We start from the raw sequence: 25,170 nt of genomic DNA, 5'->3' as shown, positions 1-25,170 counted from the left end.
GTACGGGGCCGGCGGCGGGGTCGTCGCCCCGCCGCTGGCTCAACGCGGGTTGTTGCTCACTTGTCTGCGGTTATCCGCCGCAGCAGACCGGGGCCGCACACCGAGTCGCAGGACTCTTCGGCGGCTGTCTCCTCTCCGGCAGGCCGACCGCTGTGCTGCTCGCGACGGAGCGCCGAGGGGCGCTGTCACGTTGTTGGGTGTGTGAGTGCCTGATGGTGTGTCGGGTGTGGCGGGGGGTTGGGTTCCGGCTCCGTGCTCAGGCCGCGGCGGGCAGGTCGGCGACGCCGGTGGCCTGGTCTCAGATGGCGAAGCGGGTGGTCATCTCGGTGCGGTATTCGGGGGCGGTCATCAGGTGGCGGTGGGGTCGGTAGTGGGGTGAGATGCCGCTGAACGCGGACAGGAACTGCTGGGCTCCGCCGACGCTACGGAAGCCTTTCGTGGCGCGTTCGCGCTGCCGGGTGGGCTGGTGGCTGTTCTCGGCCCGGTTGTTGAGGCCCTTGTGGGCGCGGTGCTCGACGGAGGGCATGACCTCGCGGTGGGCCGCGCCGTAGGAGCGGAGCTTGTCGGTGACGATCACCCTCGGCACCGAGCAGGTTCTCTTGAGCAGTTTGCGGAAGAAGCGCCGGGGCCGCGGCCTTGTCCCGGCGGGACTGGACCAGGATGTCGAGCACGTTGCCGTCGGCGTCGACGGCCCGCCACAGGTACTTCTGCTCTCCGTTGATCTTCACGAAGACCTCGTCCAAGTGCCACTTGTCCCCGGGCCGGGGCCGGCGGCGGCGCAGGCCGTTGGCGTGGGCCTGCCCGAACTTCGCACACCAGCGGCGGACCGTCTCGTGGGAGACGACCACGCCACGCTCGAGCATCAGCTCCTCGACCTCGCGGAACGACAGCGGGAAGCGGTGGTACAGCCACACACAGTGGGCAATGACCTCGACCGGGTACCGGTGCCCCTTGTACGACGGCGATGCGCTGTCCACGGACGCCCCCTCCCAGCATGACCAACCAGAAGATCATCCCACCCGGTCAGTCAACGTGACAGTGCCGGGCATCTCACCCCACTTCCGACCCCACCGCCACCTGATGACCGCCCCCGAATACCGCACCGAGATGACCACCCGCTTCGCCATCTGGGACCAGGTCACCGGCGTCGCCGACCTGCCCGCCGCGGCCTGAGCACGGAGCCGGAACCCAACCCCCCGCCACACCCGACACACCATCAGGCACTCACACACCCAACAACGTGACAGCGCCCGCCTCCCTCAACCGGCAAGGTCCGATTATCTCGCTGTCGAGCACATGGAAATCTATGTCGGTCGGAGTAGACATTGGGTGGCAGCGTGGTTATGGTTTCTCTCGTAGCCGAGATCAGCGAGGCCCGGCAGAGACGAACTGGCGGGCAGCAGCACGCAGTTGCAGGTAGCAGGACGGTGCGGTGGTGGAGTTTCGAAGCCAGGGTTGTTGCAGGACGGCGACGGGACTGACGGCCGGACCGGGTGGCCCGCAGGTTCAGGGGCCGCCGTGAGCAGGGCCGCGGCGAACGCGGTGGCAGTACCCGAATGTGCAGTTCGCAGGACCGCAGTGCGGTTGTCAGTGGTTCCTCGGTAAAGGCGTCGGCTGCGGACGCGCGTGCCGGGAGGTTCGGCAGTGGGGTTCTAAGCCAGAGAAGACGCAGGACGGGCGACGGGGCTGGCTGCCGGAGAGTGGCGCTTGTTCAGGTCACCAGCAGTTCGCATCACCAGCAGTGCAAAGCAGTAGTTGATCAAGAGGGAAGAACGGAGGAGCCAGGCGCCATCAGGATCGCCCGGGCGGAATCGCTGAGCCCGGGTACCGCAGGACATCGATAGTGAGGTGGTCTCCGGTCAAGCAACCGCGATCCCCGCATCCCCGACAGAACTCAGGTCGGGCCAGCGGAAACAGAAGGCCGGCGCAGTTCCAGGGCCGGCAGATGGTGTAGCAGTTCCTTCGGGGCCCTGGTGCCAATGGCACCAGGGCCCCTCCAGCGTGTTTCACAGAGAGGTGCAATGACAGCAGACGACTCGTTCGGCCGTCTCGATGACGACGACTACCCCGCCTACACCATGGGCCGGGCCGCCGACATGCTCGGTACTACCCAGGGCTTCCTCCGCGCGATTGGCGAAGCCCGCCTCATCACCCCGCTCCGTTCCGCTGGCGGGCACCGCCGTTACTCCCGCTACCAGCTGCGCATCGCGGCCCGAGCGCGTGAGCTCGTCGACAACGGGACCCCCATCGAGGCCGCCTGCCGCATCGTCATCCTCGAAGACCAGCTCGAAGAGGCCCAGCGCATCAATGCCGAACACCGCCGCGCCGCCGAATCGGCGAATCCCACGGCCGTGCCCTGAGACGCCTGGCATCGGCCACTTCGTCGCCTCCTTTCATGCACGTCGACCGGAACGCCTCGGCGTCCCGGTCGACAGGGCCGTCGAAGCATCGGCGTTGCGCCGCGCGATGCCGGCAAGAAGACGCAGGCGCGGCTGGGGCGGTTGACCGGAGCCGCGGCCCGCAATCGTCTGGGAGGCCCGTGAAAACGCTGTGACGAGGGTGGGGCTGCCGGACCGGAAGGGGCCCAACGTGACCGGCCGGTCCGGCAGCCTCGGTGACCGGACAGACTCCGAGGCTGCCGGCCGGGTGCAGCGGGTGCGGGCCGTGGGGCGACCACCGCACCACACTGGTCTCTATCGCAGGGGCCACGGGCTGCCTGCCAGCATGACCCACTCCCGGTCCACCTGACCGGGCACGACACGCCCCGCCGCCATCCAGTGCGCGGCCAGCGCCGCGAAGATCGGCTCACCTGGCGGAGCGGGAGGCGGCGGTGCGGCGCGGTCGCTGATCTGAGTGGCGGGCCGCGTCGTCGTCTTGGTCACACCGTTCTAACGCCCGACCGCCGCGACGGTTACCCGTGGCGGGTACGGCGTTCGCGCAGCGCGGTGCGGGCCTGGGTGATGCCGAGCAGGAGACCGAATTCCTGGAGCGCGATGTGCTGGACGTCCTCGGCGGTGGCGGGACTGCCCTCGCTGCTGCGGGCGTGGGCGAGTTCGGCGGCGCCCAGGGCGAGCAGCTGCTCGCGGTCGCGCTCGTCATGCTGGTCGGTGGTGTACGCGGCCAGGACCTGCCGCCAGATTCCGCTCACCGGCCGCGCCCGTCGCGTGGGGCGGGAACAGCAGCCGCGTACGCGTCCTGCGGCGGATCGTCCGTCTCCGCCTCTGGGCGGTGAATGCCGAACGGGCCCGGGGTGCCATGGGGAACCCCGACCACCGTGGTGGACGACGGCACCCGGGCCCTGCGCGGCTGGGCCATCGCCACCGCCCCGACCTCCGGCACGGTCCTCACCGCGATGCGCATGGCGCTCACCCACGAGAGCGACGTCTCGCCGTTCGGCGCGGTGCCCGAGCTCGTACGGATCGACCGCGGTCTGGAGTTCGCAGCCGGCGCGGTGAAGGAGGTCCTGGGAGCCGCGCGAGGTGACGCCCGGCCGCCGGCCCGTCATGGAGATTTCAGGTATCGACCAGCGGCTCATCGGCTGGCAGTCGACCCGCCGCCAGCAGATCGAGGACGCCATGTCCGTCCTGACTGCCACGTACGAGAAGAAGCACGGGCACACGCCGGGGGAGCGGGCCGCCCACGCGCTGGCCTGCCAGGCCGCCGACCGGACGCGCCCGCACAAGCGCACCGTGCTGCGGTCGCTGTCCGAGCTGCGCGAGGGATGGCGGGAGTCAGCCATCGCCGCGTTCGGCGCCGATGTCGTCTCCCGGCTGGCGGAGCGGGCGCGGGCGGCAGCCGCCGCGGCGGTGTGGGCGCGGGTACGGCCGGTGGTCGACGTGGTTCTGGCCGCCGTCGACGTCGTCGCCGTGGTGTACGTCATGCGCGGGGCGTTCAAACGCCACCACCTGCTTGCCGAAGCCCGCCGCCACCTCTCCTACGTCCTGCGCGGCCGCCCCCACCAGCCGGGCCTGGACGAACAGATCGTGCAGACGGCCGTCGACGACTACACCCGCCCCGTCGGCCGGGGCCGGACGAGGACCGCCGACCTGCGCGCCCTGTACCCGCGCGACACTGACGACCAGGCCGTGCTGCGCCCGCTGACCCGCAAGCGCACCGCGCCCCCGTACGAGCGGGCCCGCCTCGCTGCCGGTGCCCTGGCAGCCCGGGTCAACGCGGCGCGGCGTGCGGAGCGACTGGGCTCCCGCACCCGGCCGCGCACCGTCGCCGTGCCCGCTACCTCGAGCTCGCACCCGCGCCCGTTCCGCACCGGACCGAACGGCGGCCGCCTCCTGGAGCCGGAGACCGGCGTCGAGACGGTGGAGCGGACCCGCCAGACCATGGAAGCCGCCGCCGCGCAGTTGGCCGCCACGATCCAGGACAGCAAGCGGGCACGCGAAGTCGCTCACGGCCTCCGCCCACAGCCCGCCCCGGCGCCGCACACCCAGCAGCCCGGCATCCAGCACACGCCGGGCCGACCCACAGGAGGAGTCGCGTGAGTACCCCGGAGAACTGCCCAACCCGCAGGACGCCCTCGCCCGAGCTCGCGCAGCCCACCAGGAGATGGCCACCGCGCTCGACGAGGACCAGGAGCCCGAGCCCGATGAGCCCGCGGGGTGGCAGCCGGTCTGGAAGCGGCCCCGGACACCGAAGTCGAAGGCGGCGAAGAAGCTGGAGCTGCACAAGCAGCGGCGGCGGCTCCAGGACGCCGGAAAGCGCCGCCTCGCGGCCGGGGAGTCCCGCCGGCCCCGCTCCCGGCAGAGCCGGATCGGCAACGCGGCCGCGCGCCGCGATGCCCGCGCCCTGTCCCGTGTGCGGCACTCCAGTGCCTGGCTGTGGTGACGATGCCGGGCATCGCCCACCGAGTGGAACCCACGATGCTCAGCATCGAGTGGACGATGTCCGGCATCCGATGCTCCGCACCGCACGCGAAGCGCACCTCCCGGATCGGGCGCACCGGCCAACCGCCCACCCCTTGTCCAGCTCCGGACGGGCGACCCGGCACCCCTTGTCCAGCTTCGGGCGGGAGCCCGCCCACCCCTTGTCCAGGTCCGGACGGGCGCACGTTTCTCCTTGACCACGTTGGATAGCGGAGCGTTTCCCCTTGTCAGAGCAGGTCCCGGCCGCCGATCAGGTCGCGGTCTAGGGGGTCTGTGATATAGGGCCCGCCGCCGCGCGCCCGGTGCGGCGCGGTGCGGCGGCGCGCACCGGATACGCGGTGCGGTGGTGCGCCCCGGATACGCGGTGCGGTGTGGTGGTGCGGCGCGCGCCGCACCACCACAGTCCCGGATGCGCTCTACGCGGTGGTCCGGCGCACCAGGTGCGCCTCCATCGCCTGCTTCATCCCCGCGGCCTCCAGCTGCCGGAGGACATCGGCGACGTTGCCGTGGTCGTCGGTGAGGATGTTCTCGGTGAAGCGGATGATGGTCTGGGCGATGCCCGGCGCACCGGCCAGGCACTCGCCGTCGCAGGAGCTCCAGCAGAAGCCGTCCGAGCGCCGCCGCCAGGAAGGAATGCGCGCAGGGCTCCCCGTCGTGGTCGTCCACGGCGGTGACCGGGATGAAGATGCGCGCGGCGACGTCCAGGAGCATCTTGAGCACCTCCGGGCCCATGCCGTCGACGACCGCGCAGGCGGTATCGATGTCGCCGGCCTGCAACGCCTGGATGTAGGCGAAGGCGCCGACGACACCCTCCGGCTCCATCGGGGCGAGCGGCGCGGTGACGGTGTTCTCGGGCATGACGACTCCTCACGTACGGGCCGCCCCGCTGATCGCGGCGGCCTCAAGAGGAGCCTCTATTTGCGGCCCTGTGGACAGAGTCCGGCCGCTGAGGAGGGAGACCTCTCCCCCGCCGGTTGATTGTGACGACGCAGCGCAGTTGGCAAAGCAGCACGCTTGTTGGCAAGCGTCGCCGATGTTGTCCTGTGGTTACTCTGCGGAGTGCCAGATTGGTCAACGGCTCTGGGGCCGCTGTCCAGAGCGGTGGCGTACGGCGACTCTGGCTGTCCACGGTGCGATGAACGCGGCATCCACGGAGATGCTTGCCAGGAGAAGCACTTCCCGCAGCCGGCGGCCGAGGGCGGCCGTTCGGGTGGTTGCAGAGGCCGTGATCATCCTCAGGGGTGAACGCGGCTGGGGCGAGACGTGGGCGGCGGGAGTGAATGAGGAGCTCCCGGTTTCCGACCGGGCCTTACCTCTGCCTAGGTCCTGTTTCTCGGATCATGTACGGAGCCAGATCATGAGTGCTGCGAGTGTGACGGTGCCGAGGTAGATGTAGGCGCGTTTCTCGTAGCGGGTCGCGACGGCGCGGAAGCCTTTGAGGCGGTTGATGGTGCGTTCGACGGTGTTGCGCTTCTTGTAGAGCTCGCTGTCGAAACCGGTAGGCCGACCGCCGCGTGAACCTCGGTTCTTGCGGTGTCTCTGCTGGTCGAGACGTTCGGGGATGGTGTGCCGGATTCCGCGTCGTCGCAGGTAGCGGCGGTTCTTCCGGGACGTGTAGGCCTTGTCCGCCAAGACATGGTCGGGCCGGGTGCGTGGCCGGCCGACTCCGGCTCGCGGCACCAGAACCTGTTCCAGCACCCGCTCGAGCTGGGGTCCGTCTCCGTAGTGTCCGGGTGTCAGGACGAAGGCGAGGGGCCGGCATCGTCCCTCGGCAACGAGGTGGATCTTGGTGGTGAATCCTCCGCGGGAACGTCCCAGACATTCGCCGACCTGACCACCTCCTCCAGGCGGATGGTCAGTCTCCGCAGTACCGGATCGACCTGGTTCGTCCCCCACTTGGCCCCCCTTTGAGGGACGGCGGCCGGGGGCGCTTTCCTCGCACCGGCGGCGTGCTGGTGGGCTCGCACGGCTGTCGAGTCCACCGACACGTCCCAGTCGATGCCGCCCTCGGCGTCCTCGGCTACCTGGATGCGAGACAGCAGCATCTGCCAGGTTCCATCGGCTGACCAGCGACGATGTCGTTTATAGACCGTCTCCCATGGCCCGAATCGCTCCGGCAGATCCCGCCACTGCACGCCGGTCCGCACCCGGTAGAGAACCCCGTTGATCACCCGGCGGTGATCGCTCCACCGACCTCCACGCGTACCACCAGGAGGTAGGAACGACTCCAGCCGATCCCACTCCGCATTCGTCAGATCCCCACGGCCCATGAACCCAGCCTGGCCCCAACACCCCTCGCAGGTCAGGAGATCCGAGAAACAGGACCTAGAAAGGGCACGATTCACATGCGCATGCGTTCCAAGCTGGTCCTGGCCGGCCTCGGCGTCGTCACCGTGGGCGCCACCCTGGGCGGGATCGCGATGGCCGCCGATCCCACCAGCAACACCGTGGCCCCCTACGCGCAGGCCGCCGCTACCGTCAACTCGGACGGCGGCACCTCCCAGAAGACCAACACCGTCACCTCGGTCAGCAGGCCCGCCACCGGCTCGTACTGCGTCGTCCTGGCATCGGGCGTTCAGGCCTCCAAGTCCATCCCGATGGCCACCCTCAGCAACACCGCCCCCCGGAACAGCGGCGTCCGCGTCTCTCGCAACGACTCCTCCTGCCCGGCCAACTCCATCCGCGTGACCACCAGCACCGACGGGGCAGCGGCGAACCAGCCGTTCTACCTGCTCATTCCGTAACAGCCCGTGCTGAGCGGTCCCGTCCGGAAACCCGGACAGGACCGCCACACGCGTCTGGCCGTCGAGGCCACGTTCACCCCTGGTCGGCGGCATCCGGATCGCGCAGGGGCCGCAGGCCCCGGGCAGCTCCGGCAGATGGAAGGAGTACCGGCCGAGCATGTTGACGTGGTGACGCACGAACGGGGAGAGCCTGGCCACCTCCTCGTCGCGGACCTCGAAGCCCTCAGTGCGGAGCTGGTCGAGGGCTGCGTCCATGTAGCGGGTGGTGAACAGCACCAGGGCGTTGCCAACACGATCCTCGGATAGGCCGGTCACATTTCGTGATCACTGGTTGCCAACTAACCTGCGGCATCCTTGCCAACTACGAGGCGTCACAGCTCCCTGCCTTGGGGCGCCCTGCCGCCGTTTTTGCCAACTAGGGCGTGTATCGGGTCGTGATCAATCTGTGGGTTTTGTTCTCGTGGAGCGGGTGGATCGGGTAGTCCGGTGTGTATGACACGGCGGCAACTGACGGACCAGGAGTGGGAGTACGTCGAGCCGTACCTGCCGATCGGCGAGTACGGTCCGTATCCCGCACGACTTCGGCAGCAGTTCGAGGGCGTGATCTGGAAGTTCCGCTCGGGAGCGCAGTGGCGGGAGATGCCGGCCGAGTTCGGCCCGTGGTCCACCGTGCACAACCGCTTCCGGCAGTGGCGGGACGCCGGAGTCTTCGAGACCCTGCTGGAAGGGCTGATCGCGCAGGCGGCCGCGCGGGGTGAGGTGGACCTCTCCCTGGTCAGCGTGGACTCCACCACCGCCCGGGCCCACCAGGACGCGGCCGGTATGCGTCTGGCCCCCGGCGTGCTCGACGCCCTGGAGAAGGCCGCGGAGGAAGAGAAGGTCCGGTCAAAGGGGGCACCGAAGAAGAACAAACCGGACCGGGCGCCGATGGCGTCGCCGCGCGAAGACGCCTCCGGCACCGCCGCAAGCTCCGGTTGAAAGCCGCCCTGCTCGGACGCTCGCGGGGCGGCCAGACCAGCAAGGTACACATCGCCTGCGACCGCAAGTGCCGACCGCTCGTACTGACCCTGACCGTGGGCCAGGCCGCCGACAGCCCGCAGTTCATCCCGGTCCTGGACAAGCTGCGGGTCCGCGGCCCGGCCGGCCGACCCCGCACCCGGCCCGGCGCCGTCGCCGGCGACAAGGCGTACTCCTCCCGCGGCAACCGCGCCTACCTGCGCAGACGAAACATCAAGGCTGTCATCCCTGAGAAGAAGGACCAGACCACCCACCGGAAGAACAAGGGCCGCCAGGGCGGCCGACCCCTCACCCACGACACCGACCTGTACAAGGAACGCAACACTGTCGAGCGCCTGATCAACAAGCTCAAGGCGTGGCGCGGCATCGCCACCCGCTACGACAAGACCCCCGAGAGCTACCTTGCCGGCCTGCAACTGCGTGCCTCGATGATCTGGATCAAAGACCTCACCCGGACCGTCGATTGATCCCGACTCGATACACGCCCTAGTGTGATGCGCCAGAAATCCTGATGGTTAGTTCTGCCCTGTCTGCTGGCTATCGGTTCCGACCTTGGCGAGGTAATCGGCGAGGGAGTTGAGGATCTCGTCGGCGGTCTTGGTCCAGGTGAAGGGCCTTGGGTTCTCGTTCCAGGTGTCGATCCATGCGGTGATGTCGTCCTCCAGGGCCTTCACGGACCTGTGGACGCCGCGGCGAATGAGCTTGTCGGTCAGTAGGCCGAACCACCGCTCGACCTGGTTCATCCAGGAGGAGCCGGTCGGAGTGAAGTGGATGTGGAAGCGGGGGTGTTTGCCCAGCCAGGTTTTGATCTCGGCGGTGTTGTGGGTGGCGTAGAAGCCCCTATGTTTCGTCAAGCCGCAGAGGGGACCGGGTTGGCGGCTCGGGGCTGGATGTGCCGGTAGAGCTCGCGGGCGACATACCGCTTCAGACACCGGATGATCTCGCGCTTGGACATGCCCTCGGCGGTGCGTCGCTCCAGATATTTCTGGGTACGTTCGTCCCAGCGTATGCGGGTCTGCACGACGCGGTAGAGCGCGGCGTTGGCCTGGCGGTTGCCGCCGCGGTTCAGGCGCCGGCGTTGCGTCTTGCCGGAGGACTGCTCGAGCGGACTGACACCGCACAGAGCAGCGAAGGACGCCTCGTCGGTGATCCTGTCTGGGTTGTCACCTGCGGCAATGAGGAGGACTGCGGCGCTGTCGGGTCCGACGCCGACCAGGTCCAGCAGCTCGGGGCGGCAGGAGCGGACGGCCCGAGTGGTGCGCCGGGTGAGCTCTTTGACCTCGTCGGACAGGTACTGGACGCGGCGGGCGAGCAGACGCATGGTGAAGACGGCCTCGCCCCGGTCGCCGATGTCGAGGGCCGCGCAGGTCGCGACCAGCGCGGGATTGCTGAGTCTGGTGAGCAGTTCTCGCAGGTCCGGGTCGATGGACATGAGGACGGCCTTGAGCTGGTTCAGCGCCTGGGTGCGGGCTTTGACCGCTGATTCCTTGGCCAGTCGCAGGACCCGCATGTCTTCCGCGGGCCCGTCCGCGCTCTTCGGCACGGTGGTGGCCCGTCCGGACAGCACCGCGCGGGCGGCCGCATCCGCGTCGAGGGCGTCTGTCTTGCCTCGCTTGCGCCGGGTGGCACGGTCGGGCTGGTTGATTTCGACGACTTCGATGCCCTCCCGACGCAGAAGACGGGTCAGTGCAGTTCCGAAGGATCCGGTGCACTCGACCCCCGCCCGACGCAGAACGCCGAACGACTGTCCCCAGGTCAGTAGCTGGTGATATCCGGCGGCGGTGGCCGGGAACTCCTGGTGGGCGAGTGAGGCGCCCAGGACGGTGATGACGGCGGCGACATGGACGTCCTTGTGAGTGTCCACCCCGAGGACCACTTCCTCCGCCGGCCGGGGGAGGTGCTGCGCGGGCAGCGCCGGCTGGGGCATGCTGGTGACGGTCACGAGGCTCCCTTGGACTGGGTCTGGTGGCTGGCACCGGTCCGGTGGGCGGTCAGAACTGTGACGGTGCTTTGTGCAGCAAAGCCCCTATCGGGACACGCTCACCGGGCCGGCGGCAGTACGCACCGCAGGAGGCCGGGGCCGACAGTTCCACACCAAGGCAGCTGCGGCCAGTTGTCACACGGGTCAGGCTCCGGCCCCCTGCGGCACATCCACGATCCTCACAGTTGTCACAGACGAGATGGACGTCGAGCCCGACGGGCACCGCTTTGTCGATCCGGATCAGGAACTTCTTGAACTCAATCGCGCGGTGGCGGCGGTGAAGCTGAGATATGACGGTTGTCGGCGTACACGTGAACGCACATAGCCGCGTACGGATGAACGTACAGAGCTTTTGATGCGCTGAGGGCCGGCCCCCGGCACGCTGCTGCTTGTCGTCCAAAGTTGCAGAGAGGGGTGGGCCATGGTCCTGGACCCGCAGCGGTGGCTGGAGCTTCGGCGTTTCCGCGGCCTGGTGGAGTCCGGGGCGATAAGCCTGTCGGAGGTCGCCAAGGAAACCGGGCTGAACTGGCGGACGGTCAGCAAGTACCTGTCTGCTGACTCGTCCGCGCCTCCGCGCCGGACGGCGAGTGGTCAGCCGCGCAAGCGAGTGGTCGACGACGTCGCTCCGCTGATCGACGCGATGCTGCGGGCCGAGGTCCTGATGAAGGCCGCGGTGATTCACGAGCGGCTGGCCACGGAGTACGGGTTCACCGGGAACTATCAGCGGGTCAAGCTCTACGTGCAGGAAGCCCGCCCAAGGATCGCGGAGGAACTGGGGATCACCCCGCGAGAGCTGGCAGGGATGCATCGCAGGTTCGAGGTGATCCCGGGTGCTCAGGCTCAGGTGGACTGGGGCGATGAGGGCAGGATCCTGGCCCACATGGGCATCCCGAAGGTCTACTCCTTCCACATGGTGCTGTCGTACTCGCGTGATCCGTTTTGCTGCTTCACCACCAGCCTGGACCTGCAGACGTTCTTCGACTGCCATCGGCGGGCATTCGCGCACTTCAACGGGGTGCCGATGACGATCGTCTATGACCGGACCAAGACAGTCGTCCGCCGTCACGTCGCCCCAGGTGAGGCGGTTCCACTGCATCCGGAGGCGGTCGGATTCGCCGGCCACTACGACTTCGACATCGATGTGCTGGCCGCCTACCGCCCCCAGGGCAAAGGCCGCGTCGAACGCCAGGTCCTGATCGTCCGCGACCACGTTCTCTCCGGCCGGGCCTTCTCCTGCATCGAGGAAATGGACGCCGCCTTCACCGCCTGGGTGCCGAAACGACGAGCCCAGACGCACCGGACTCACCAGCAGGTCATCGGTGAGCGGGCAGCTCGTGACCACGCGGCTCTCAAGCCGTTGCCACCCACTCCGTATCTGGTGGCCGAACGTCATCTGCGGCCGGTCGGCAAGGACTGTCTGGTCGCCTTCGGCGGGAACCTCTACTCAGTCCCCGCCCGCAAGGTCCGACCGCGTCAGCTGGTGGAGATCAGGGCCACGAAGTCGCAGGTCATGCTGCATTCCACCATTGCCGACTCCGGTGGCGAGACGCTGCTTGCCATGCATCCACGGGCAGTCGGACGCGGGGTCCGTGTCGTCGAAGAACAGCACTGGGACGAGCTGCCCACCGGCAAAGGACGCCGGACCACCACCGGCGACGCCTTGCCCCGGCCGCGTCACGAACGCCCCTTGGGCGAGGAGGCCGGACCGCTGCAAGCTCTCCTCAACCGGGCTGCGGCGACCCGCGTCGAGGTCGGCCGCCGACCGTTGTCGGTCTATGACGAGCTGACCGGGACCCGCCCTTTCACCAGTAACCGAGCGACGAAGGAATCGTCTTGAGCGAGCTGACCGGCAACCGCATCCGCACCACGGCGACCAAGCTCGGCCTGCCCCACCTGGCGGAAACCATCAACGAGTACACCCGGCGGGCGGACGAGGGGAAGATGGGCTACCTCGACTTCCTCGACCTCGTTCTCTCCGAGGAACTCGCCGTCCGAGACGACCGCCGCTTCCGACAGGGCCTGCGGCTCTCCCGGCTGCCGCACCACAAAACGATCGATGAGTACGACTTCTCGTTCCAGCCCGAGCTCGACCCGCGCAAGATCAAAGACCTGGCCACCCTGTCCTTCGTCGAAGCAAAGGCCAATGCCGCCCTGCTGGGGCCGCCCGGCGTCGGCAAGACCCACATTGCGATCGCGCTGGCGGTCGCGGCCTGCCGGGCCGGCTACTCGATCTACTTCACCAGCCTCGACGACATGGTCCGCAACCTCAAAGCAGCCGAGGCGGCCGGACGTCTGACCAGCAAACTGGGCTCCTACCTGCGGCCGAGCGTTCTCGTGGTCGATGAAGTCGGCTACCAGCCCCTCGAACGCGCCGAGGCGAACCTGGTCTTCCAGGTCATCTCAAAGCGCTACGAAAAGGGCTCAATCATCCTGACCTCGAACAAGACCTTCAGCGAATGGGGCCAGGTCTTCGGCGACGAAGTCCTCGCCACCGCCATCCTCGACCGCCTCCTGCACCACTGCGAAGTCGTCGCCATCAACGGCCCCAGCTACCGGCTGAAGAACCGCCTCAAGGCCATCGAGCGCGAGACGGAAGTCGCCTGATCCGGGGACTCAATCCTGGCCCAGCTCCTCGCCCGGCGGGATGAAGGCGTCGGCACTGTCGGCATCCTCAACATGCCCGTGAGCGTCCATCGTGATGGCCGTTGCCCGGCCCTGCGAGGTGATCAGCCACGCGAGTACCTGTTCCGTGAGCGGGGTGTTTCCCGGGCCCTCGTCCTTCCAGTGGGCCCGCCACCCGCCACCAGGAACGGCGGCTACGACCTGGTCGGCCTTCTCAAGGTGGGAGAAGGCCTCGTAGTCCGTGACGGGACGCATAGCTCCTCGCCTCGGGTCGACTACAAGCGCCGTTCCAGTTGCCGGGTCCCATGCCTCCACCCGCACCATGCGGCCAATCTCGGTCTCGGTGCCATTGAAGATCGCGGTCCAGCCGGTCTGATTGAAGTAACGAAGGTCCACCGCCCCATCCTCTCGCATGGCAATGAGCGCAGCGGGCGGCTACTTGCTCTGCACGTTCAACCGTACGCACCTCTGCACATACGCGAGTACGCCGACAACGGTTCCGTCAGTGATGTTGAAGGCGGCGAACAGGCTGGTGATGCCATGCCGGTAGTAGTCGTGGGTCCGGCGTTCGGGCATGCCCGGCATCATCGGCAGGACCGGCTGTGAGCGGTCCAGGGCCTGGATCTGGGATTTCTCGTCCACGCAGAGCACGACCGCCTTCTCGGGCGGGTGATGGTACAAACCGACGACATCGACGACCTTGGCGACGAACTGCGGGTCGGTGGACAGTTTGAAGGAGTCCTGCAGGTGCGGCTTGAGGTCGAACTTCTTCCAGATCCGGCCGATGGTCGACTTCGACAGGCCGGTGCGCTGAGCCATCGAGGCCCGTGACCAGTGGGTGTCTCTGCCCGCGGTCGACTCCAGGGTGGCCACGATGACCTCTTCGACCTGGTCGAGAAGGATCGAGGGTGGCCGACCCGAGCGGGGCTCGTCGTGCAGACCGTCGAGGCGTTGGGCGATGAACCGGGCCCGCCAGCGGTCCACGGTCGATCTGTCGACGCCGAGGTCGGCCGCGGCCTGCTGGTTCGTCCCGCCCTCCGCGCAGCGCAGCACGATCTTGGCTCGCAACGCGAGGAACTGGGCGGTCTTCGCCCGCCGCGCCCACTGCGTCAGCTGCGTCCGCTCAGCCTCGTTCAGGACCAGGTCGGCCTTGGGTCGGCCGATCCAGCCGGCGTCCTCAAGCCCGGCCATCCGCTCTGCGGCGAAAGCCCGACGCCACTTGCCAACCGTCTTGGCCTGGACACCGACGACGCGTGCGACACCCGCGTTCGACATGCCCTCAGCGCACGCCAGGAGGATCCGAGCCTTCTCGGCCGAGCGCCGGTCTGGCCATTCCGTCCGGCGCACCAACTCGGCACGCTCTTCCCCTGACAACGTGATCTTCACAGCAGAAGGGCCGGGATGTGACATGACAACAGGGTACTGACTAACCATGGGATTTCTGGCGCATCACACTAGTGCGTACTGCCGATCACCGCCCGCCTCCGGAGCCACGCCGCCGGACGCGGGGGTCAAGGTCCTGCGGGGCCCGCTCCTTCCCGTTCTGCGTTCCGTCGTGTCCACGGCAGTCGTACGAGCCGGGACCGGGGGCGTGGCCCGGCCCGGCAGAGGAGTACGTCATGCCGAAGAACCAGTCCACCGCCGCACAGACCGCCCGCAGGGCGAGCCGGGGCGGAGCCAAGTACACCGAGGCCCTGCGCCGTGCGGGGACCGGCGATGCGCCGCACGCACCACACGTCCTGCGGTTCCTGGCGGAGCGCTCAGGGAACCTCTACCACCTGGTTGGCGGGATCGCGGCGGCCTGGGCACACAGTGGACAGCGGGTCCTGCTCCTCGAGGAAGCCGAGGACTACTGGAGCTGGACCATGAGCGGCGCGCGTCGCGGCCGGGGCCGCCGCAAGATTGAGCCGGCCACCCCGCCGGAGCCGACGACCAGCACGCTGTGGGCCTCGCCGGACGGCCCCGGCCTCCTGACACACCACGCCTGCATGTGGCAGGTCCGCCACGCCTCGCAGGAGAGCGACCGCGGCTTGCCCCGCACCGACCGCAGCCCGCTCACGTCGGCGGTGACCGACGCTCTCGGCACCCACGACGTGATCGTCCTTGTGCCGAAGCACTGGTCCTACCCCGACCGTGAGAACGCAACGGCGCACGTCGTGATCGGGGAGATCGACATCTTCCCCGACACCGACTGCAGGACCGCACTCCCCGGCCCCGGGAACGAAGAGAAGGGCGTCCCGCTGAGCCCCGAGCAGAGCGCGGCAGTGCTGCGCGAGCGCTGTCTGGGCTTCCTCTTCGGATTCCCGCACCTCCCCATCGCCCTGGACGGGTTGATCTGGCAGTCGAACTGGGAGCTGCCCGTCGACGCGGACTACCTGGCGGGAGTCGACCGGGACATGGGCCGTGCCGGACTGCGCCCCATGGGCTGGTCGCTCGCCGGGCAGCGCCGGTCTGACCCGCACAAGCAGCTGCCCGAGCCCGACCGGCTGAAGGACCCCGGCTTCGTCCAGCAGTACCAGCTCTCGAACTCGCCACCTGATCAAGTGGAAAAGGCTCACTGTGACCGATCCGGTAACGCGGGAGCTGAAGTGAATTCACCAATCCCACGAATCGAATATCTTTTTAACATCTTCAATACTTGTGATGCCTAGAAATGTGCACACGGCTGCGGTGACAGCGAAAAAGGTTGACCAGTATGTTGAATAAGAGAGCTTTCCCTTTCTTATCTCTCGAGCCAACTCCTCTCCGAGTAGTGAGAGAAGAGCTATAGGGCCGAGGAGGAGAGAGCAGAAGACCACGTCTTGCTCCCATGACGGTTTTTCACCAGGTTTAAGGTCGAGGGAGTATACATAATCAAGCATCAGAAATAGCCCGACGCCAATTCCTAAGTAACTCCAGATGCCAGTTAGAATACCGTTGGATTCGGTGTTGGATTCAGTGCTAAATTCCCCGTTTTCTTCACCATCGTCTTCCTTCACGTTTCCCCCGGTTTCGGATTCGTCAGTCGCGATAGTTGATCATTCTGCGGATGCGTCGCACGGCAAGATACCGCTACCGGCCTCAGCTGTGAGGAGGATGGCGTGGCTGACCTGTTCGGTGGTACGGGTGGCCACCTGCGGTTCTCGTTCGTCGGATGCGACGTCGACGCGTGGTAGCCCAGGTGGCTTCTTCGGCCCCGCCAGCGCTGGGCTGGGGGCGCGGGTGCGGCGGTGCCGGTCAGTTGGTGGGCCAGGGTTTGCCCTGCCAGCACCACCGGCCGTGTCCGTCGCGTACGTAGGCGGGGTCACCGGGGCCGGTGTCCCCGCCCACCAAGGCGCCGTACTCACCGTTCTGCTCCTGGACGGGGTGGAGTTCGACGGTCTGCCCGTTCAGCGGGCCGCCGGTCATCTGTGCTGTCTCACTCATGGTGTGTCCTCGACCTTCAGTGCCTGGTTCTTACCGCTGGTCGGTGGTGTCGAGTGCGCGGTGTTTGATGTTGTGGGCGGCGCCGATGTCGGCGTGGGTGGCGTGTCCGCACTGTGTGCATTCGAAGACGGAGCGGGTGCGCCGGCTTTTGCGGTCGACGTGCCCGCACTGGTGGCAGGTCTGTGAGGTGTAGGCGGGGTTGACCGCGGTGACCCTGACGCCGTGGCGCTTGGCCTTGTACTCGATCTGCCGGCGGATCTCGCCGAAGCCGACATCGAGGATGGCCCGGTTCAGCCCGGCCTTCGCCGCCACGTTCCGCCCGGGTGCGTCCTGGGTGCCGCGCGCGGAGCGGGTCATGTTCTTCACCCGCAGGTCCTCGACCGCGATGTGCGCGAACTGGGTCACGAGCTGCTTCGTCAGCAGATGCTGTGTCGAGGCGCGCCGCTGCGCGACCAGCCCCATGAGCCGTGCGACCTGGTCCCGGGCCTCCCGCCAGCCCGCGCTCTGCCTGTGTGCGGGAAGCCCTCGCACGTGGCGGCGGGACATCCGCCGCTGCCACTTCGTCAGCTGGCGCACCGCGTTGTCCAGGTGCCGGGGGTTCTCGAACAACTGCGTTTTACCCTGCGCGGTGATCACCGGCTCGGAGGCCGCCGCGATGACAGCCACGCCCAGGTCGACCCCGACGGTCCCGCCGTCCCGCTGCTTGCGCGTGGGCAGGGCCGGCACCGGGGCAGCGATCCGGACATTGAACGACGCGTCGTGTCCGAAGTCGCAGTGGAGCTGGAACTCGGCCACCCCGACGACGGCTTCGTGGAGCTCGGCGACAACGACGCTCAGCCCCTCGGGCTCGTAGCCCCAGCCGTCTCCCAGACCGTTCGCGGCCAGCAGCGCCGCCACCACTGAGTAGTCGGCCGCGGTGATGGCACGGATGAGCGCCATGGCCAGATTGTCCCAGGACCGTAGCGGCGTGGAGGGCATCGGCGTCAGCTTTGGCGTCGGTATCCCGGAATTCCTCAAGGGACTCCTCGTCGGGGTGAGCGCGCCTTGGCTACAGGCTGGTGGTCTCCTCCTGCGCGGTGTTCCCGTCTTCGGTGGCATCGGGGGCGTCTTCGGTGCTTTCCGCGGTGCGGCGGTAGTAGGGGTGGGTGGAGTCCATCCTGCGGGCGAGGTGGAGGGGGGTGGGGGCGCTTTGGCGGACGTCGGAGGTGATGCCCTGGTTGGTCAGGACGGCGGCGACAGCTCCGATGAGGTCGCAGTCGGCGTCGGGGCTCTGGGCGATGACGGTGAACCGGGTGGCGGTGTGGGCGTAGCCGTTCTTGCTCTGGATGCCGCTGTCGAAGCGTGTCTCGTCCTTGCCGAAGCGGCCGGCGGGGCCGGCGGCCCAGGTGCGGGGGACATTGACGAGCAGGAGATCGGGAAAGGTGACGGCACCGGTGTCGGTGGCGAGTTGGAAGAGGCTGTTGGTGGTGTCGGTGGCGCGCCAGGTGCCGTCGCTGGTGCGCATGTGGGCCCCGGTGGGGCGGCCGATGCGTTCCAGGTCGCCGATGACGCGGACGGTGGCCAGGGGGCGCTGGGCGCGGGGGAGGCTGTGGCCGGGCAGCCAGGATGCCGGCCGGGGCATGCCGGGGGGCGGGTCCTGGCCCAGGGCTTCGTCGGTTAGGCCCGCCCAGATGTACTCGGCGGCGTCGCCGTCGACGTAGAGGACGGCGGGGGCTGTTGCGGGGAGTTGGGTGCGGATGGCGATGAGGGCCTGCTCGACGATGTCCGCGGCGGCACGGGCCTGGAGTGTCTCGTCCGCGGCGGCGCGGTATCCGCTGACGTCCCATGCGAGGTCGGTGGCGTGCAGCGCTGTTGTGGCCGGGCTGTGGGGCTGCCACTGCCCGGCCTGGGGGCTGTAGGCCCAGACCTGCCAGGGGTCGTCCTTCCCGCCGGTGGGGCGCATCGCGGTGAGGGTTGCGGTGATCGGTGCTGGTTCGGTGGTACGGCGCTTGCCGGGTGTGCGGCGCTGGGCGTGGCGGCGGACGTGGATGCCGATGTGCCACCAGTTCTCGAGCGGCAGTTTGCCGAACGCGGCACCGAGGCGGTGGTCGGTGGCGCCGACGCCGCTGAGGATCTCGCGCAGCACGTTCGCGGTCGAGCTGTCGAGGCCGCTCTGGCGGGAGGCGACCTTCTTCGCGCGGTACTTCTCGTTGTAGGGCTTGCCCTCCCGGGTGTGGGTGGGGACCGGCGGCGGGGCCTGCTTGATGTACTGGGAGGTCGTTGCGAGGCGCGCGAGAGCCTGCTTGGAGGGCCACTTGCCGTCCTCGGCCTCGGCCTTCTCGCGGGCTTCGACGCTCGGGTACCAGCGCTCGGGGTCCCAGTCGGTCTCGCAGATCGCCGCGACGAGCATGTCCTCGCGGGTGTAGGGGGCGAGCAGTTGCGCCAGGTCCCGCTCGCGCTCCGCGCTGGTGCGCGGTCCGTGGCCGAGGGCATCGGTCTTGTCGTGGAGGAAGACGACCTCGATACGCCCGCCGGCGACGGGTTCGGCGACACCGTCGACGGCCTTCCAGTCCTCGCCGGGGCCCCACTGGTCGGCGATCGCGCCCTTCACCCGGGCGCGGACCTCGTCGGTGCTCCACAGGACGGGGACGAGGAGGGTGCCCACGCCGGCGGCGTCCAGGGCGGCGGGGATCCGTTCGAAGGGGATCGGTCCGCTGACGCGTGAGCCGCTCTCGGTGGGAGGCACCTTGATGCCGGGGACCTCGATGAACACGGGGCTGCGGTGGCTGTACTTCTCGCACCGGCTGTCGATGGCTTCTTCGATGTGGCGGAAGAACTCCATGCCGTGTCCGCGGCCCAGGCCGGGGGTGCGGGCGCTGGCTGGGGCGACGGCCCAGACCGGCCCCGGGGCGGTGTCGGCCAGGGCGTCGTCGGCGAGGTGCTCGGGGAAGGGAGGCACGTTCGCGCTCAGGCGGGGCAGGGCGGCCAGGCGGCGACTGGCGGCTACCGCGGGGACGTTCAGGCGGCGTTTCCACGGCGGGCCGTCGGCGGCTGCGGAGACGACGAGCGGCTGGTCAGGGTTGGCCAGCAGGACGGTGGCGACCCTCTTCCAGGAGGTGGCGAGGAGGGTGGTGGTGGCGTTCACGGTCACCGCGTGGCGCCGGGAGTGACCGCTGGCGGCGGTGCCGATGGTGATACGGGGCAGCAGGTGCCGCACGACGCCCTTGCGGTCGGGTTGGGCGGGCAGTTCGTGGCCGATCGCGGCCAGCCGGCCGTCGGTGCACAGGGTGAAACGGACGGGGGTGCCGTTGTTGCGGGGCCACTCGAGGGCGGCGAGTTCCTCGGCCAGGCGCCAGCGGGCGAGTTCGCCCGGCCACCATGCGCGCGAGCGTTTGCCGGCGCTCGGCGGCGCGGGCAGGACGGCGGAGCGGGGCTCGGCCCGGGCGAGGAGTTCGGCCAGTTGTTCGCCGATGCGCTGGCCGTCGGGCCCGAGGACCACGGCTTCGGCCCAGTAGCGGAACACGTCGTGCCGGTCCTCGGCGCTGATCGGCGCCGCGCACAGGAGTTCGTAGCAGCCGTCGTTCCACTGCCAGCGCGCCCAGGTGCCCGCCGCCGCGCGCAGGACACACTCCAGTGCCCGGTAGGGGGGCTGCACGTCCAGACCGGTGCCGACGTTGCGCTTGTACTCGCGCGACAGCTCCATGGCCAGATCCAGCACGGGAGCCTCGGGCCGGTAGGCGATGACCTCGCCCAGGTCGGCGGGAGCGGTGCGGAACTGCAGCAGGCGCGCCTGCTTGCGAGCGACGCTGTCGAGCGGGCGACTCATGCGTACTCTCCCAGGTAGGAGTCAAAGCCCGCGCGCAGCGCGGGGAGCATGTGCTGGGCGTGGGCGTACTCGGCGAATTCCTCGACGGTGTGGCCGTAGGAAGCGCCGAGCTGGGCGAGGTCGTCCTGCGGGGACTGCTCGAGCCATCCCCGGATCAGGGTGGGCAGGTCGGATCCCCAGGTGGGGTCGTGGAAGGCGCCGTCGATGAAGTGGAGCTCGACGTGGGTCTGCCCGCGGCGTCCGCGGCCTGCCAACTGGACGCTCTGCCCGAGGAGGGTGGCGACGAGTTCGTACTTCAGCTCGTCGGGCAGGGCGGAGAAGCGCTTGGGTGCGTTGAGGTTCAGGCGCAGGTGCGCGTCGGCCGCCGCGCGGGCCCGGGCCAGTACGGCGGCGGGGTCGTCGCCGGGTACGGTGTCGCGCCAGGCCCGGGCGGCGACACTGGCCGCCAGCACCGCAGGGTCCTCGGCCGGCATGACCGGCCGCACACCCATGGCGATCAGGGTGATGGCCGACACGGCGATGCCCTCGAACACGGTTAGCACGTTCAAGCCCCGCTCGGTGCGCGGCAGCGGCGAGATGAGCACCTCACCGTCGAGGTCCGCCAGCTCCGCGAAACGGTCGCGGGTGAGCTGGCCGATCGCATCGCAGACCGGCGGCAGAGACGGGTCGGGAGTATCCGCGACGGCGACGTAGATCCGCAGCCGCCGTCCGAGGGCGAGCGCGGTGTCGTACAGGGCCTGGGCGAACAGGCGGGCATGCCGGTAGGAGTTGACGGTGATCAGGGCCCGCGCACGATGGCGGGTGCGCGCGTCTGCGGCCAGCCGGTCCAGGTCGCGCACCAGGCCCGGTGCGTAGCCGGCGGCCAGAGAGATGACCCGCTGGTCGCGTTCGCGGTAGGGGGTGCTGCCGACAGCCAAGAGCTTGCCGTCGGCGACAGGGGTGCTGTTGAAGATGGTCAGACCATCTCGGAGGGTGTCGGGCATCGCCCAGTCGGGGCGGGCGAGCAGGTGGGTGCGTGCCGCGCCCGGCATGAACCCGGTGGCGGACATGCCTAGGACAGTGCGCTGGCGGCCGCTCAGGGCGAGGGAGACGATGCTGCCGAGGAACTGCGTCTCGGTATGGGGATCGGCGCGCAGCACCTCCATCTTGAAACTCGCGTGGCCACCCGGATCGTCCAGCCCCTCGAAGCGGAAACCGCCCAGCTGCCGGCCCAAAGGACCGAACGGGACGACGGTGCCGGAGCCCCGGTGGCCGATGGCGTCGGAGAGCTCGGAGGCAGCGTCGATGCCGTGCCCGGTGAGTTCGCCGGCCCTGTCCGTCAGGGTGAACATCGTGTGGACGATGGCCGTCAGCCACGTCTTCATCATCAACGCGTGCAGGACGCCCGCGGTGACCTCGGTGCGCGTGAGCGCCTGCACCGGCTCCGGCCGGTCGAGCCCGCGCTGTGCCGGCACCGTGGACTCGGCAGGTGCTCCGTCGGCTCCGTTCTCGGCAGCGCAGAAGGCGGGCAGCGCGGTGGAGACGATCTCCCGCAGTTCGTCCTTGAAGGAAGCAAGCTGCCACTCCCCGCCCTCGTCGATCGTGAGCATCCGCTCCAGCACGCCCGGGACGGGCCGCAGCCGATCCGGCAGGACAGCGCAGGAAGGCCGGTCGCCCGGCCGGGTGGCCACGCGCGGGAGTAGAGCCTGCAGACAGTCGGCCTGCTCGGCGGTGGCCGCGGCCTCGGGATCCACCCCGATCAGGTTCTCCAGCAGATGCCGGTCCCACTGATGGGGTTGATACCAGCGCTTGCGGTCCTGCAGGACCTGCCGCGTCCGGCGCGGGTCCTGCCCACGGGCCAGGGCCTGGGCCTGGGCGACCTCGGTGCAGACCTCCTCCCCGGCCACCAGGTCGAGCAGCTGCTCAGCCAGGAATACCGCCCGGGTCAGGGGCCGGCGCACCGCCACCGCCAGCCGAGGCGGCGCCTGGTGCAGGCTGTCGCGGATGCGCCGCAGCACCGTGGTCGGGCGGGAGCGGGACGCGAGCTCCAGCTCGCCGCACTCACCGAACCCCCGCGACTGGTAGGCATCAACCTCATCGACGACCACATAGGACGCCAGGCGCAGAAGGAACTCCCGCACGCTGATGCTGTTGCGGACCTCCCCGTCGACCTCCACCGGAACTTTGATCATCCCGGACTGGAAACAGGCGTGGGTGGTCACGATGATCCTGGCCGTCGTTGCGGCCTCGACGTGGGAGAACTTCCCGCAGGACGACACATACGGGCACAGAGCCCGCTCCGGTTGGCCAAAAGCATCCGACGCCGCAACCGTGCACGGCTCCCTGCCGCCCTCAAAGGCGTCACGTCCCTCCAGCTGCGCTTGCGCGGCGCACCCGTAGGCGGAGTTGTTGACGAGGAAGGCAATGCTGGCCGAGGCCTGCGCCAGCGGCACGCCGGTGCCCTCCAGCTTCGCGGCGGAGCGCAGCGCGAACTTGTACCGGCTGTTGGGGGCGATGAACGGCGTGGCCGTCTCCTTGACGCCCGCCGCCCGCAGCTCCTGCTGCAAGGTGGAGGCCTCGCCGTAGACATCGCCGTTGTCACTGACCACCAGCACGGTGGTGCGGTCCAGGCCCGCCTGCTGGATCGCCAGGCCTCGGCCGAAGACGTTCTTGCCCACGCCCGGGGGCGCACTCAGCAGGTGCGTCCGGCCCGGCGGCAGGACGACGGGTTCCAAGGGGCGCTGCCCGCCACCGATGGTCCCGCGCAGCAGCAGCGCGATCTGCTTCTCACGGAAAGCCGGGCCCTGCATATCCTGGTCGGTGTCCCGGCTCTGCCAGCCGAGCTCATCGGCGTCCACCACCAACTCAACCGCCGGCGCGGTCACGACCTGAGGCGGCCTGTACACCCCCTGCTCGTCGGGGAAAGCGAGCTGGACTCGCCCACGCGATGTCGGCGCCGACCAGCCCGATCCGCTCGCGACCCGCAGCAGCCGCCGAGGCTTAGCCGGCGCGAGCAGGCGTTCGGCGACGTCCGAAGGGTCCTGCCCGTGAGCCGGCAGCACTTCAAACGCCCGCCCACGCTCGTGGTACCCGAGCGCGTAGAGAGCGGGCAGCGGGTCGTCCGCGTCCGGGGTGTGGAAGACGTCGTAGACGGTCCGTTCGACGTGGTGCAGTAGCGCCTCACCCCGATGGCGGGTGCCCAACAGCGCACCGAGGCGCTGCTTGTCCGCCTCCGACCACTGCGCCCAGCCCGCCACGACACGCGGCGCGTGCCCGCTCAGCAGGACATGGGCGTCCGCGACGCGCACCACCTGCCGCCCGTCGCGGAACCGGGCGGGAAGAAGATACTCGGCCAAGGCCAGAGCACCGGCAAGCGTCCTGCTCACGCCCCCTCCACCTCCGCCACCAAGTCGGCATCGGTCAGCACCCGGGCCCCGCTGCTCCGCACCACCCGGCGCAGCAGCGGCAGATACCCCCGCAGGTGCTCAGGCACCACGAAGCACAGCTCGCCGGGCCCCTCGGGATCCTCGCGCAACTTCTGGGCCAGCCCGTACGGATCGGCCCAGGTCTTGACGTCGACGCGCCACACCCTGGACCAGCCGGGACGAGTGACATGCAGGTCATACGCGTCGCCGAACGGCCACAGCCGCACCTCCGCGCCCAAAGCGACCAGCCGGTCGCGCAGCTCGACCTCCAGCAGGCCCGGGAGCGTCACCCACAGCCACAGGGCGTAGGGCAACGCCACATAGCCCTCCACGGGCAGCAGCTCCGGCACGGTGCGCAGTTCGCCGCACGGGGCCAGGCGCCAGCCCTCCATCGCAGTCGGCTCGGCCCGGTACCGGGCGCCCAGCAGGCTGTGGCGCTCGTCCTCACACTCGACATCCACCACGCCGTTGGGGCGGTAGACGGCCCGCATCGTCCAACTGCACATCGGACACGCTGCCCACAGGCCGCCGAACTGCCGCGTCGGGGAGATACCGGTGTACGCGCCCAGCTCGACCAACGCGGTGTTCCGGGACAAAACACGCCGTGTCAGGACGGGCGTGCGGACCATCGCCTCCCGGCCCCGGGTGTACGCCTCGAAGCCGGCGGCCCCCAGCGCGCGAAAGACGGCGTGCTGGACGGTCTCGCCGGAGATCCGTGACAGCCCGGTACTCACCGGCAGCATTCCCACCGCCCGCAGCAGGCTGTGCAGATGGCGGATGTCGGCACCGATCCCCGGGGCCTGGTGGCCGTGCTCAGAGGCCTCCACCGCGAGCCGGTGCAGCGCCGAGCTGGGCATGCCGTCGTCATCGAGCAGCCACAGCTTGCCGAGCACTGATCCCTGGGGCCGTCCCGGCAAAAGGTCGGCCACCCGGCTTCCGCAGAGCCAACGGGTGAACACCTCGTACGACGGTGCCTGCTCAAGGACCCCGAACGAGCGCACGTAGCGACCATGGCACTCCATCAGCAGCCGCATCCGCCCCTGTGCCTCGCCTTCGCTGCTACTCAAGGCCAACGCCGCGACCACGCAGGCGTCGAGCGCTGCGCGCTGGCCCACGTCGAGTTCTTGAACGGCCGCTGCCGTCCCGGCCACCACCGACACCCCGGTCCTCCCCCACCGCATCGAGCCCATGCCACAACCTCAACCCCCCCGCCCTGGGGGAGGGCACGGGAGTTCGGGGATCTTCCCCTGATCCGGTGATCCCGGTCCGACGTGCGCTCTGCGGTGGTCTTCCGGACGAACTCGCGTCCGGCTGC

Annotated in this window: 20 protein-coding genes and 6 pseudogenes; 10 read left to right on the top strand and 16 right to left on the bottom strand. The window is 69.1% G+C overall.

The window, feature by feature from the left end; genetic code table 11:
• Positions 1-298: 298 nt before the first annotated feature.
• Positions 299-977: pseudogene (locus OG322_RS00205) on the bottom strand (IS6 family transposase).
• Between the two features lie 67 nt (positions 978-1,044).
• Here OG322_RS00205 and OG322_RS00200 point away from each other — a divergent pair.
• Positions 1,045-1,173 (top strand): annotated as a pseudogene (locus OG322_RS00200) (IS6 family transposase); the annotation flags it as partial.
• A gap of 848 nt (positions 1,174-2,021) precedes the next feature.
• Positions 2,022-2,360 (top strand): helix-turn-helix domain-containing protein, encoded by a 339-nt coding sequence (locus tag OG322_RS00195; RefSeq protein WP_123466098.1) that lies wholly within the window; start codon positions 2,022-2,024, stop codon positions 2,358-2,360.
• 333 nt (positions 2,361-2,693) lie between these two features.
• Here the strand turns inward: OG322_RS00195 and OG322_RS00190 are convergent, their stop codons facing one another.
• From OG322_RS00190 to OG322_RS00180, 3 genes are read right to left on the bottom strand one after another with little or no spacing between them, the layout of a single operon-like run.
• Entirely contained in the window at positions 2,694-2,882 is a 189-nt protein-coding gene (locus tag OG322_RS00190; protein WP_124287013.1) for a hypothetical protein, read from the bottom strand.
• Between the two features lie 29 nt (positions 2,883-2,911).
• Entirely contained in the window at positions 2,912-3,148 is a 237-nt protein-coding gene (locus OG322_RS00185) for a hypothetical protein (RefSeq protein WP_123466100.1), read from the bottom strand.
• Entirely contained in the window at positions 3,145-3,369 is a 225-nt protein-coding gene (locus OG322_RS00180; RefSeq protein WP_329305859.1) for a hypothetical protein, read from the bottom strand. Before OG322_RS00180 ends, OG322_RS00185 begins: the two co-directional genes overlap by 4 nt.
• Before the next feature lie 92 nt (positions 3,370-3,461).
• Between OG322_RS00180 and OG322_RS00175 the strand changes: the two are divergent.
• The 3 genes and pseudogenes from OG322_RS00175 to OG322_RS00165 all read left to right on the top strand — a co-directional run.
• Positions 3,462-4,496: pseudogene (locus OG322_RS00175) on the top strand (relaxase domain-containing protein); the annotation flags it as partial.
• 64 nt (positions 4,497-4,560) lie between these two features.
• A complete protein-coding gene (locus OG322_RS00170; protein WP_329305858.1) occupies positions 4,561-4,839 on the top strand; it encodes a hypothetical protein in 279 nt (92 codons plus the stop codon).
• A gap of 569 nt (positions 4,840-5,408) precedes the next feature.
• Positions 5,409-5,855, top strand: a complete 447-nt coding sequence (locus OG322_RS00165; protein WP_329305857.1) for a hypothetical protein — start codon at positions 5,409-5,411, stop codon at positions 5,853-5,855.
• Between the two features lie 360 nt (positions 5,856-6,215).
• On the opposite strand, the gene OG322_RS00160 is transcribed toward OG322_RS00165, so the two are convergent.
• A protein-coding gene (locus OG322_RS00160) for an IS5 family transposase (RefSeq protein WP_266411293.1) occupies positions 6,216-7,147 on the bottom strand; the annotation gives its coding sequence in 2 pieces (ribosomal slippage) (positions 6,216-6,797 and positions 6,800-7,147; 930 coding nt in all).
• 81 nt (positions 7,148-7,228) lie between these two features.
• Between OG322_RS00160 and OG322_RS00155 the strand changes: the two genes are divergently transcribed.
• Entirely contained in the window at positions 7,229-7,621 is a 393-nt protein-coding gene (locus tag OG322_RS00155; protein WP_329305856.1) for a hypothetical protein, read from the top strand.
• A gap of 73 nt (positions 7,622-7,694) precedes the next feature.
• Here OG322_RS00155 and OG322_RS41425 read toward each other — a convergent pair.
• A pseudogene (locus tag OG322_RS41425) lies at positions 7,695-7,906 on the bottom strand (Tn3 family transposase); the annotation flags it as partial.
• A gap of 207 nt (positions 7,907-8,113) precedes the next feature.
• On the opposite strand from OG322_RS41425, the pseudogene OG322_RS00145 reads away from it, so the two are divergent.
• Positions 8,114-9,105, top strand: a pseudogene (locus OG322_RS00145) (IS5 family transposase).
• Positions 9,106-9,153: 48 nt separating this feature from the next.
• Here OG322_RS00145 and OG322_RS00140 read toward each other — a convergent pair.
• Together OG322_RS00140 and OG322_RS00135 are read right to left on the bottom strand one after the other, a co-directional pair.
• Positions 9,154-9,468, bottom strand: a pseudogene (locus OG322_RS00140) (transposase); the annotation flags it as partial.
• 20 nt (positions 9,469-9,488) lie between these two features.
• Positions 9,489-10,565, bottom strand: coding sequence for an IS110 family transposase (locus OG322_RS00135; protein ID WP_443066585.1), 1,077 nt, complete (start codon positions 10,563-10,565; stop codon positions 9,489-9,491).
• Between the two features lie 475 nt (positions 10,566-11,040).
• Here OG322_RS00135 and istA point away from each other — a divergent pair, with 475 nt between their 5' ends.
• Together istA and istB are read left to right on the top strand one after the other, a co-directional pair.
• Positions 11,041-12,456, top strand: a complete 1,416-nt coding sequence (gene istA, locus OG322_RS00125) for an IS21 family transposase (RefSeq protein ID WP_329305853.1) — start codon at positions 11,041-11,043, stop codon at positions 12,454-12,456.
• On the top strand, positions 12,453-13,223 hold the full coding sequence (gene istB, locus OG322_RS00120; RefSeq protein ID WP_329305852.1) for an IS21-like element helper ATPase IstB: 771 nt from the start codon (positions 12,453-12,455) through the stop codon (positions 13,221-13,223). Before istA ends, istB begins: the two co-directional genes overlap by 4 nt.
• A 9-nt stretch (positions 13,224-13,232) precedes the next feature.
• Here the strand turns inward: istB and OG322_RS00115 are convergent, their stop codons facing one another.
• On the bottom strand, positions 13,233-13,496 hold the full coding sequence (locus OG322_RS00115; RefSeq protein WP_260146888.1) for a hypothetical protein: 264 nt from the start codon (positions 13,494-13,496) through the stop codon (positions 13,233-13,235).
• A 180-nt stretch (positions 13,497-13,676) separates the two neighbouring features.
• A complete protein-coding gene (locus OG322_RS00110) occupies positions 13,677-14,651 on the bottom strand; it encodes an IS630 family transposase (RefSeq protein ID WP_443066512.1) in 975 nt (324 codons plus the stop codon).
• Positions 14,652-14,860: 209 nt separating this feature from the next.
• On the opposite strand from OG322_RS00110, the gene OG322_RS00105 reads away from it, so the two are divergent.
• Positions 14,861-15,892 carry a hypothetical protein gene (locus OG322_RS00105; RefSeq protein WP_329305851.1) on the top strand — a complete coding sequence of 344 codons (1,032 nt, stop codon included), beginning with the start codon at positions 14,861-14,863 and terminating at the stop codon, positions 15,890-15,892.
• On the opposite strand, the gene OG322_RS00100 is transcribed toward OG322_RS00105, so the two are convergent.
• The 6 genes from OG322_RS00100 to OG322_RS00075 all read right to left on the bottom strand — a co-directional run bounded on the left by OG322_RS00100 (position 15,836) and on the right by OG322_RS00075 (position 25,045).
• Complete coding sequence (locus OG322_RS00100; RefSeq protein WP_329305850.1) at positions 15,836-16,219, bottom strand: hypothetical protein; 384 nt, start codon at positions 16,217-16,219, stop codon at positions 15,836-15,838. The genes OG322_RS00105 and OG322_RS00100 overlap by 57 nt on opposite strands.
• A 238-nt stretch (positions 16,220-16,457) precedes the next feature.
• On the bottom strand, positions 16,458-16,646 hold the full coding sequence (locus tag OG322_RS00095) for a hypothetical protein (protein ID WP_329305849.1): 189 nt from the start codon (positions 16,644-16,646) through the stop codon (positions 16,458-16,460).
• Positions 16,647-16,676: 30 nt separating this feature from the next.
• Positions 16,677-17,585: an RNA-guided endonuclease InsQ/TnpB family protein gene (locus OG322_RS00090; RefSeq protein WP_329305848.1), complete on the bottom strand. Its 909-nt coding sequence runs from the start codon at positions 17,583-17,585 to the stop codon at positions 16,677-16,679.
• 109 nt (positions 17,586-17,694) lie between these two features.
• Positions 17,695-20,451 carry an RNaseH domain-containing protein gene (locus OG322_RS00085; protein ID WP_329305847.1) on the bottom strand — a complete coding sequence of 919 codons (2,757 nt, stop codon included), beginning with the start codon at positions 20,449-20,451 and terminating at the stop codon, positions 17,695-17,697.
• Positions 20,448-23,816: a hypothetical protein gene (locus OG322_RS00080; RefSeq protein WP_329305846.1), complete on the bottom strand. Its 3,369-nt coding sequence runs from the start codon at positions 23,814-23,816 to the stop codon at positions 20,448-20,450. Before OG322_RS00080 ends, OG322_RS00085 begins: the two co-directional genes overlap by 4 nt.
• Positions 23,813-25,045 carry a restriction endonuclease-related protein gene (locus tag OG322_RS00075; RefSeq protein ID WP_329305845.1) on the bottom strand — a complete coding sequence of 411 codons (1,233 nt, stop codon included), beginning with the start codon at positions 25,043-25,045 and terminating at the stop codon, positions 23,813-23,815. Before OG322_RS00075 ends, OG322_RS00080 begins: the two co-directional genes overlap by 4 nt.
• Positions 25,046-25,170: the final 125 nt, after the last annotated feature.

Source organism: Streptomyces sp. NBC_01260 (genome assembly GCF_036226405.1).
Taxonomy (GTDB): Bacteria; Actinomycetota; Actinomycetes; order Streptomycetales; family Streptomycetaceae; genus Streptomyces; species Streptomyces laculatispora.
The sequence above is the reverse complement of the archived record's forward strand: the minus strand, read 5'-3'. Positions and strand labels throughout refer to the sequence as shown.

What these genes read in the sequence shown, in the direction of transcription:
- OG322_RS00090 (WP_329305848.1), bottom strand. Translation starts at nt 17,585, where the DNA reads ATGGCGCTCATCCGTGCCATCACCGCGGCCGACTACTCAGTGGTGGCG.
- OG322_RS00085 (WP_329305847.1), bottom strand. Translation starts at nt 20,451, where the DNA reads ATGAGTCGCCCGCTCGACAGCGTCGCTCGCAAGCAGGCGCGCCTGCTG.
- istA (WP_329305853.1), top strand. Translation starts at nt 11,041, where the DNA reads ATGGTCCTGGACCCGCAGCGGTGGCTGGAGCTTCGGCGTTTCCGCGGC.
- OG322_RS00110 (WP_443066512.1), bottom strand. Translation starts at nt 14,651, where the DNA reads ATGTCACATCCCGGCCCTTCTGCTGTGAAGATCACGTTGTCAGGGGAA.
- OG322_RS00170 (WP_329305858.1), top strand. Translation starts at nt 4,561, where the DNA reads ATGGCCACCGCGCTCGACGAGGACCAGGAGCCCGAGCCCGATGAGCCC.
- OG322_RS00115 (WP_260146888.1), bottom strand. Translation starts at nt 13,496, where the DNA reads ATGCGTCCCGTCACGGACTACGAGGCCTTCTCCCACCTTGAGAAGGCC.
- OG322_RS00195 (WP_123466098.1), top strand. Translation starts at nt 2,022, where the DNA reads ATGACAGCAGACGACTCGTTCGGCCGTCTCGATGACGACGACTACCCC.
- OG322_RS00105 (WP_329305851.1), top strand. Translation starts at nt 14,861, where the DNA reads ATGCCGAAGAACCAGTCCACCGCCGCACAGACCGCCCGCAGGGCGAGC.
- OG322_RS00155 (WP_329305856.1), top strand. Translation starts at nt 7,229, where the DNA reads ATGCGTTCCAAGCTGGTCCTGGCCGGCCTCGGCGTCGTCACCGTGGGC.
- OG322_RS00095 (WP_329305849.1), bottom strand. Translation starts at nt 16,646, where the DNA reads ATGAGTGAGACAGCACAGATGACCGGCGGCCCGCTGAACGGGCAGACC.
- OG322_RS00135 (WP_443066585.1), bottom strand. Translation starts at nt 10,565, where the DNA reads ATGCCCCAGCCGGCGCTGCCCGCGCAGCACCTCCCCCGGCCGGCGGAG.
- OG322_RS00075 (WP_329305845.1), bottom strand. Translation starts at nt 25,045, where the DNA reads ATGGGCTCGATGCGGTGGGGGAGGACCGGGGTGTCGGTGGTGGCCGGG.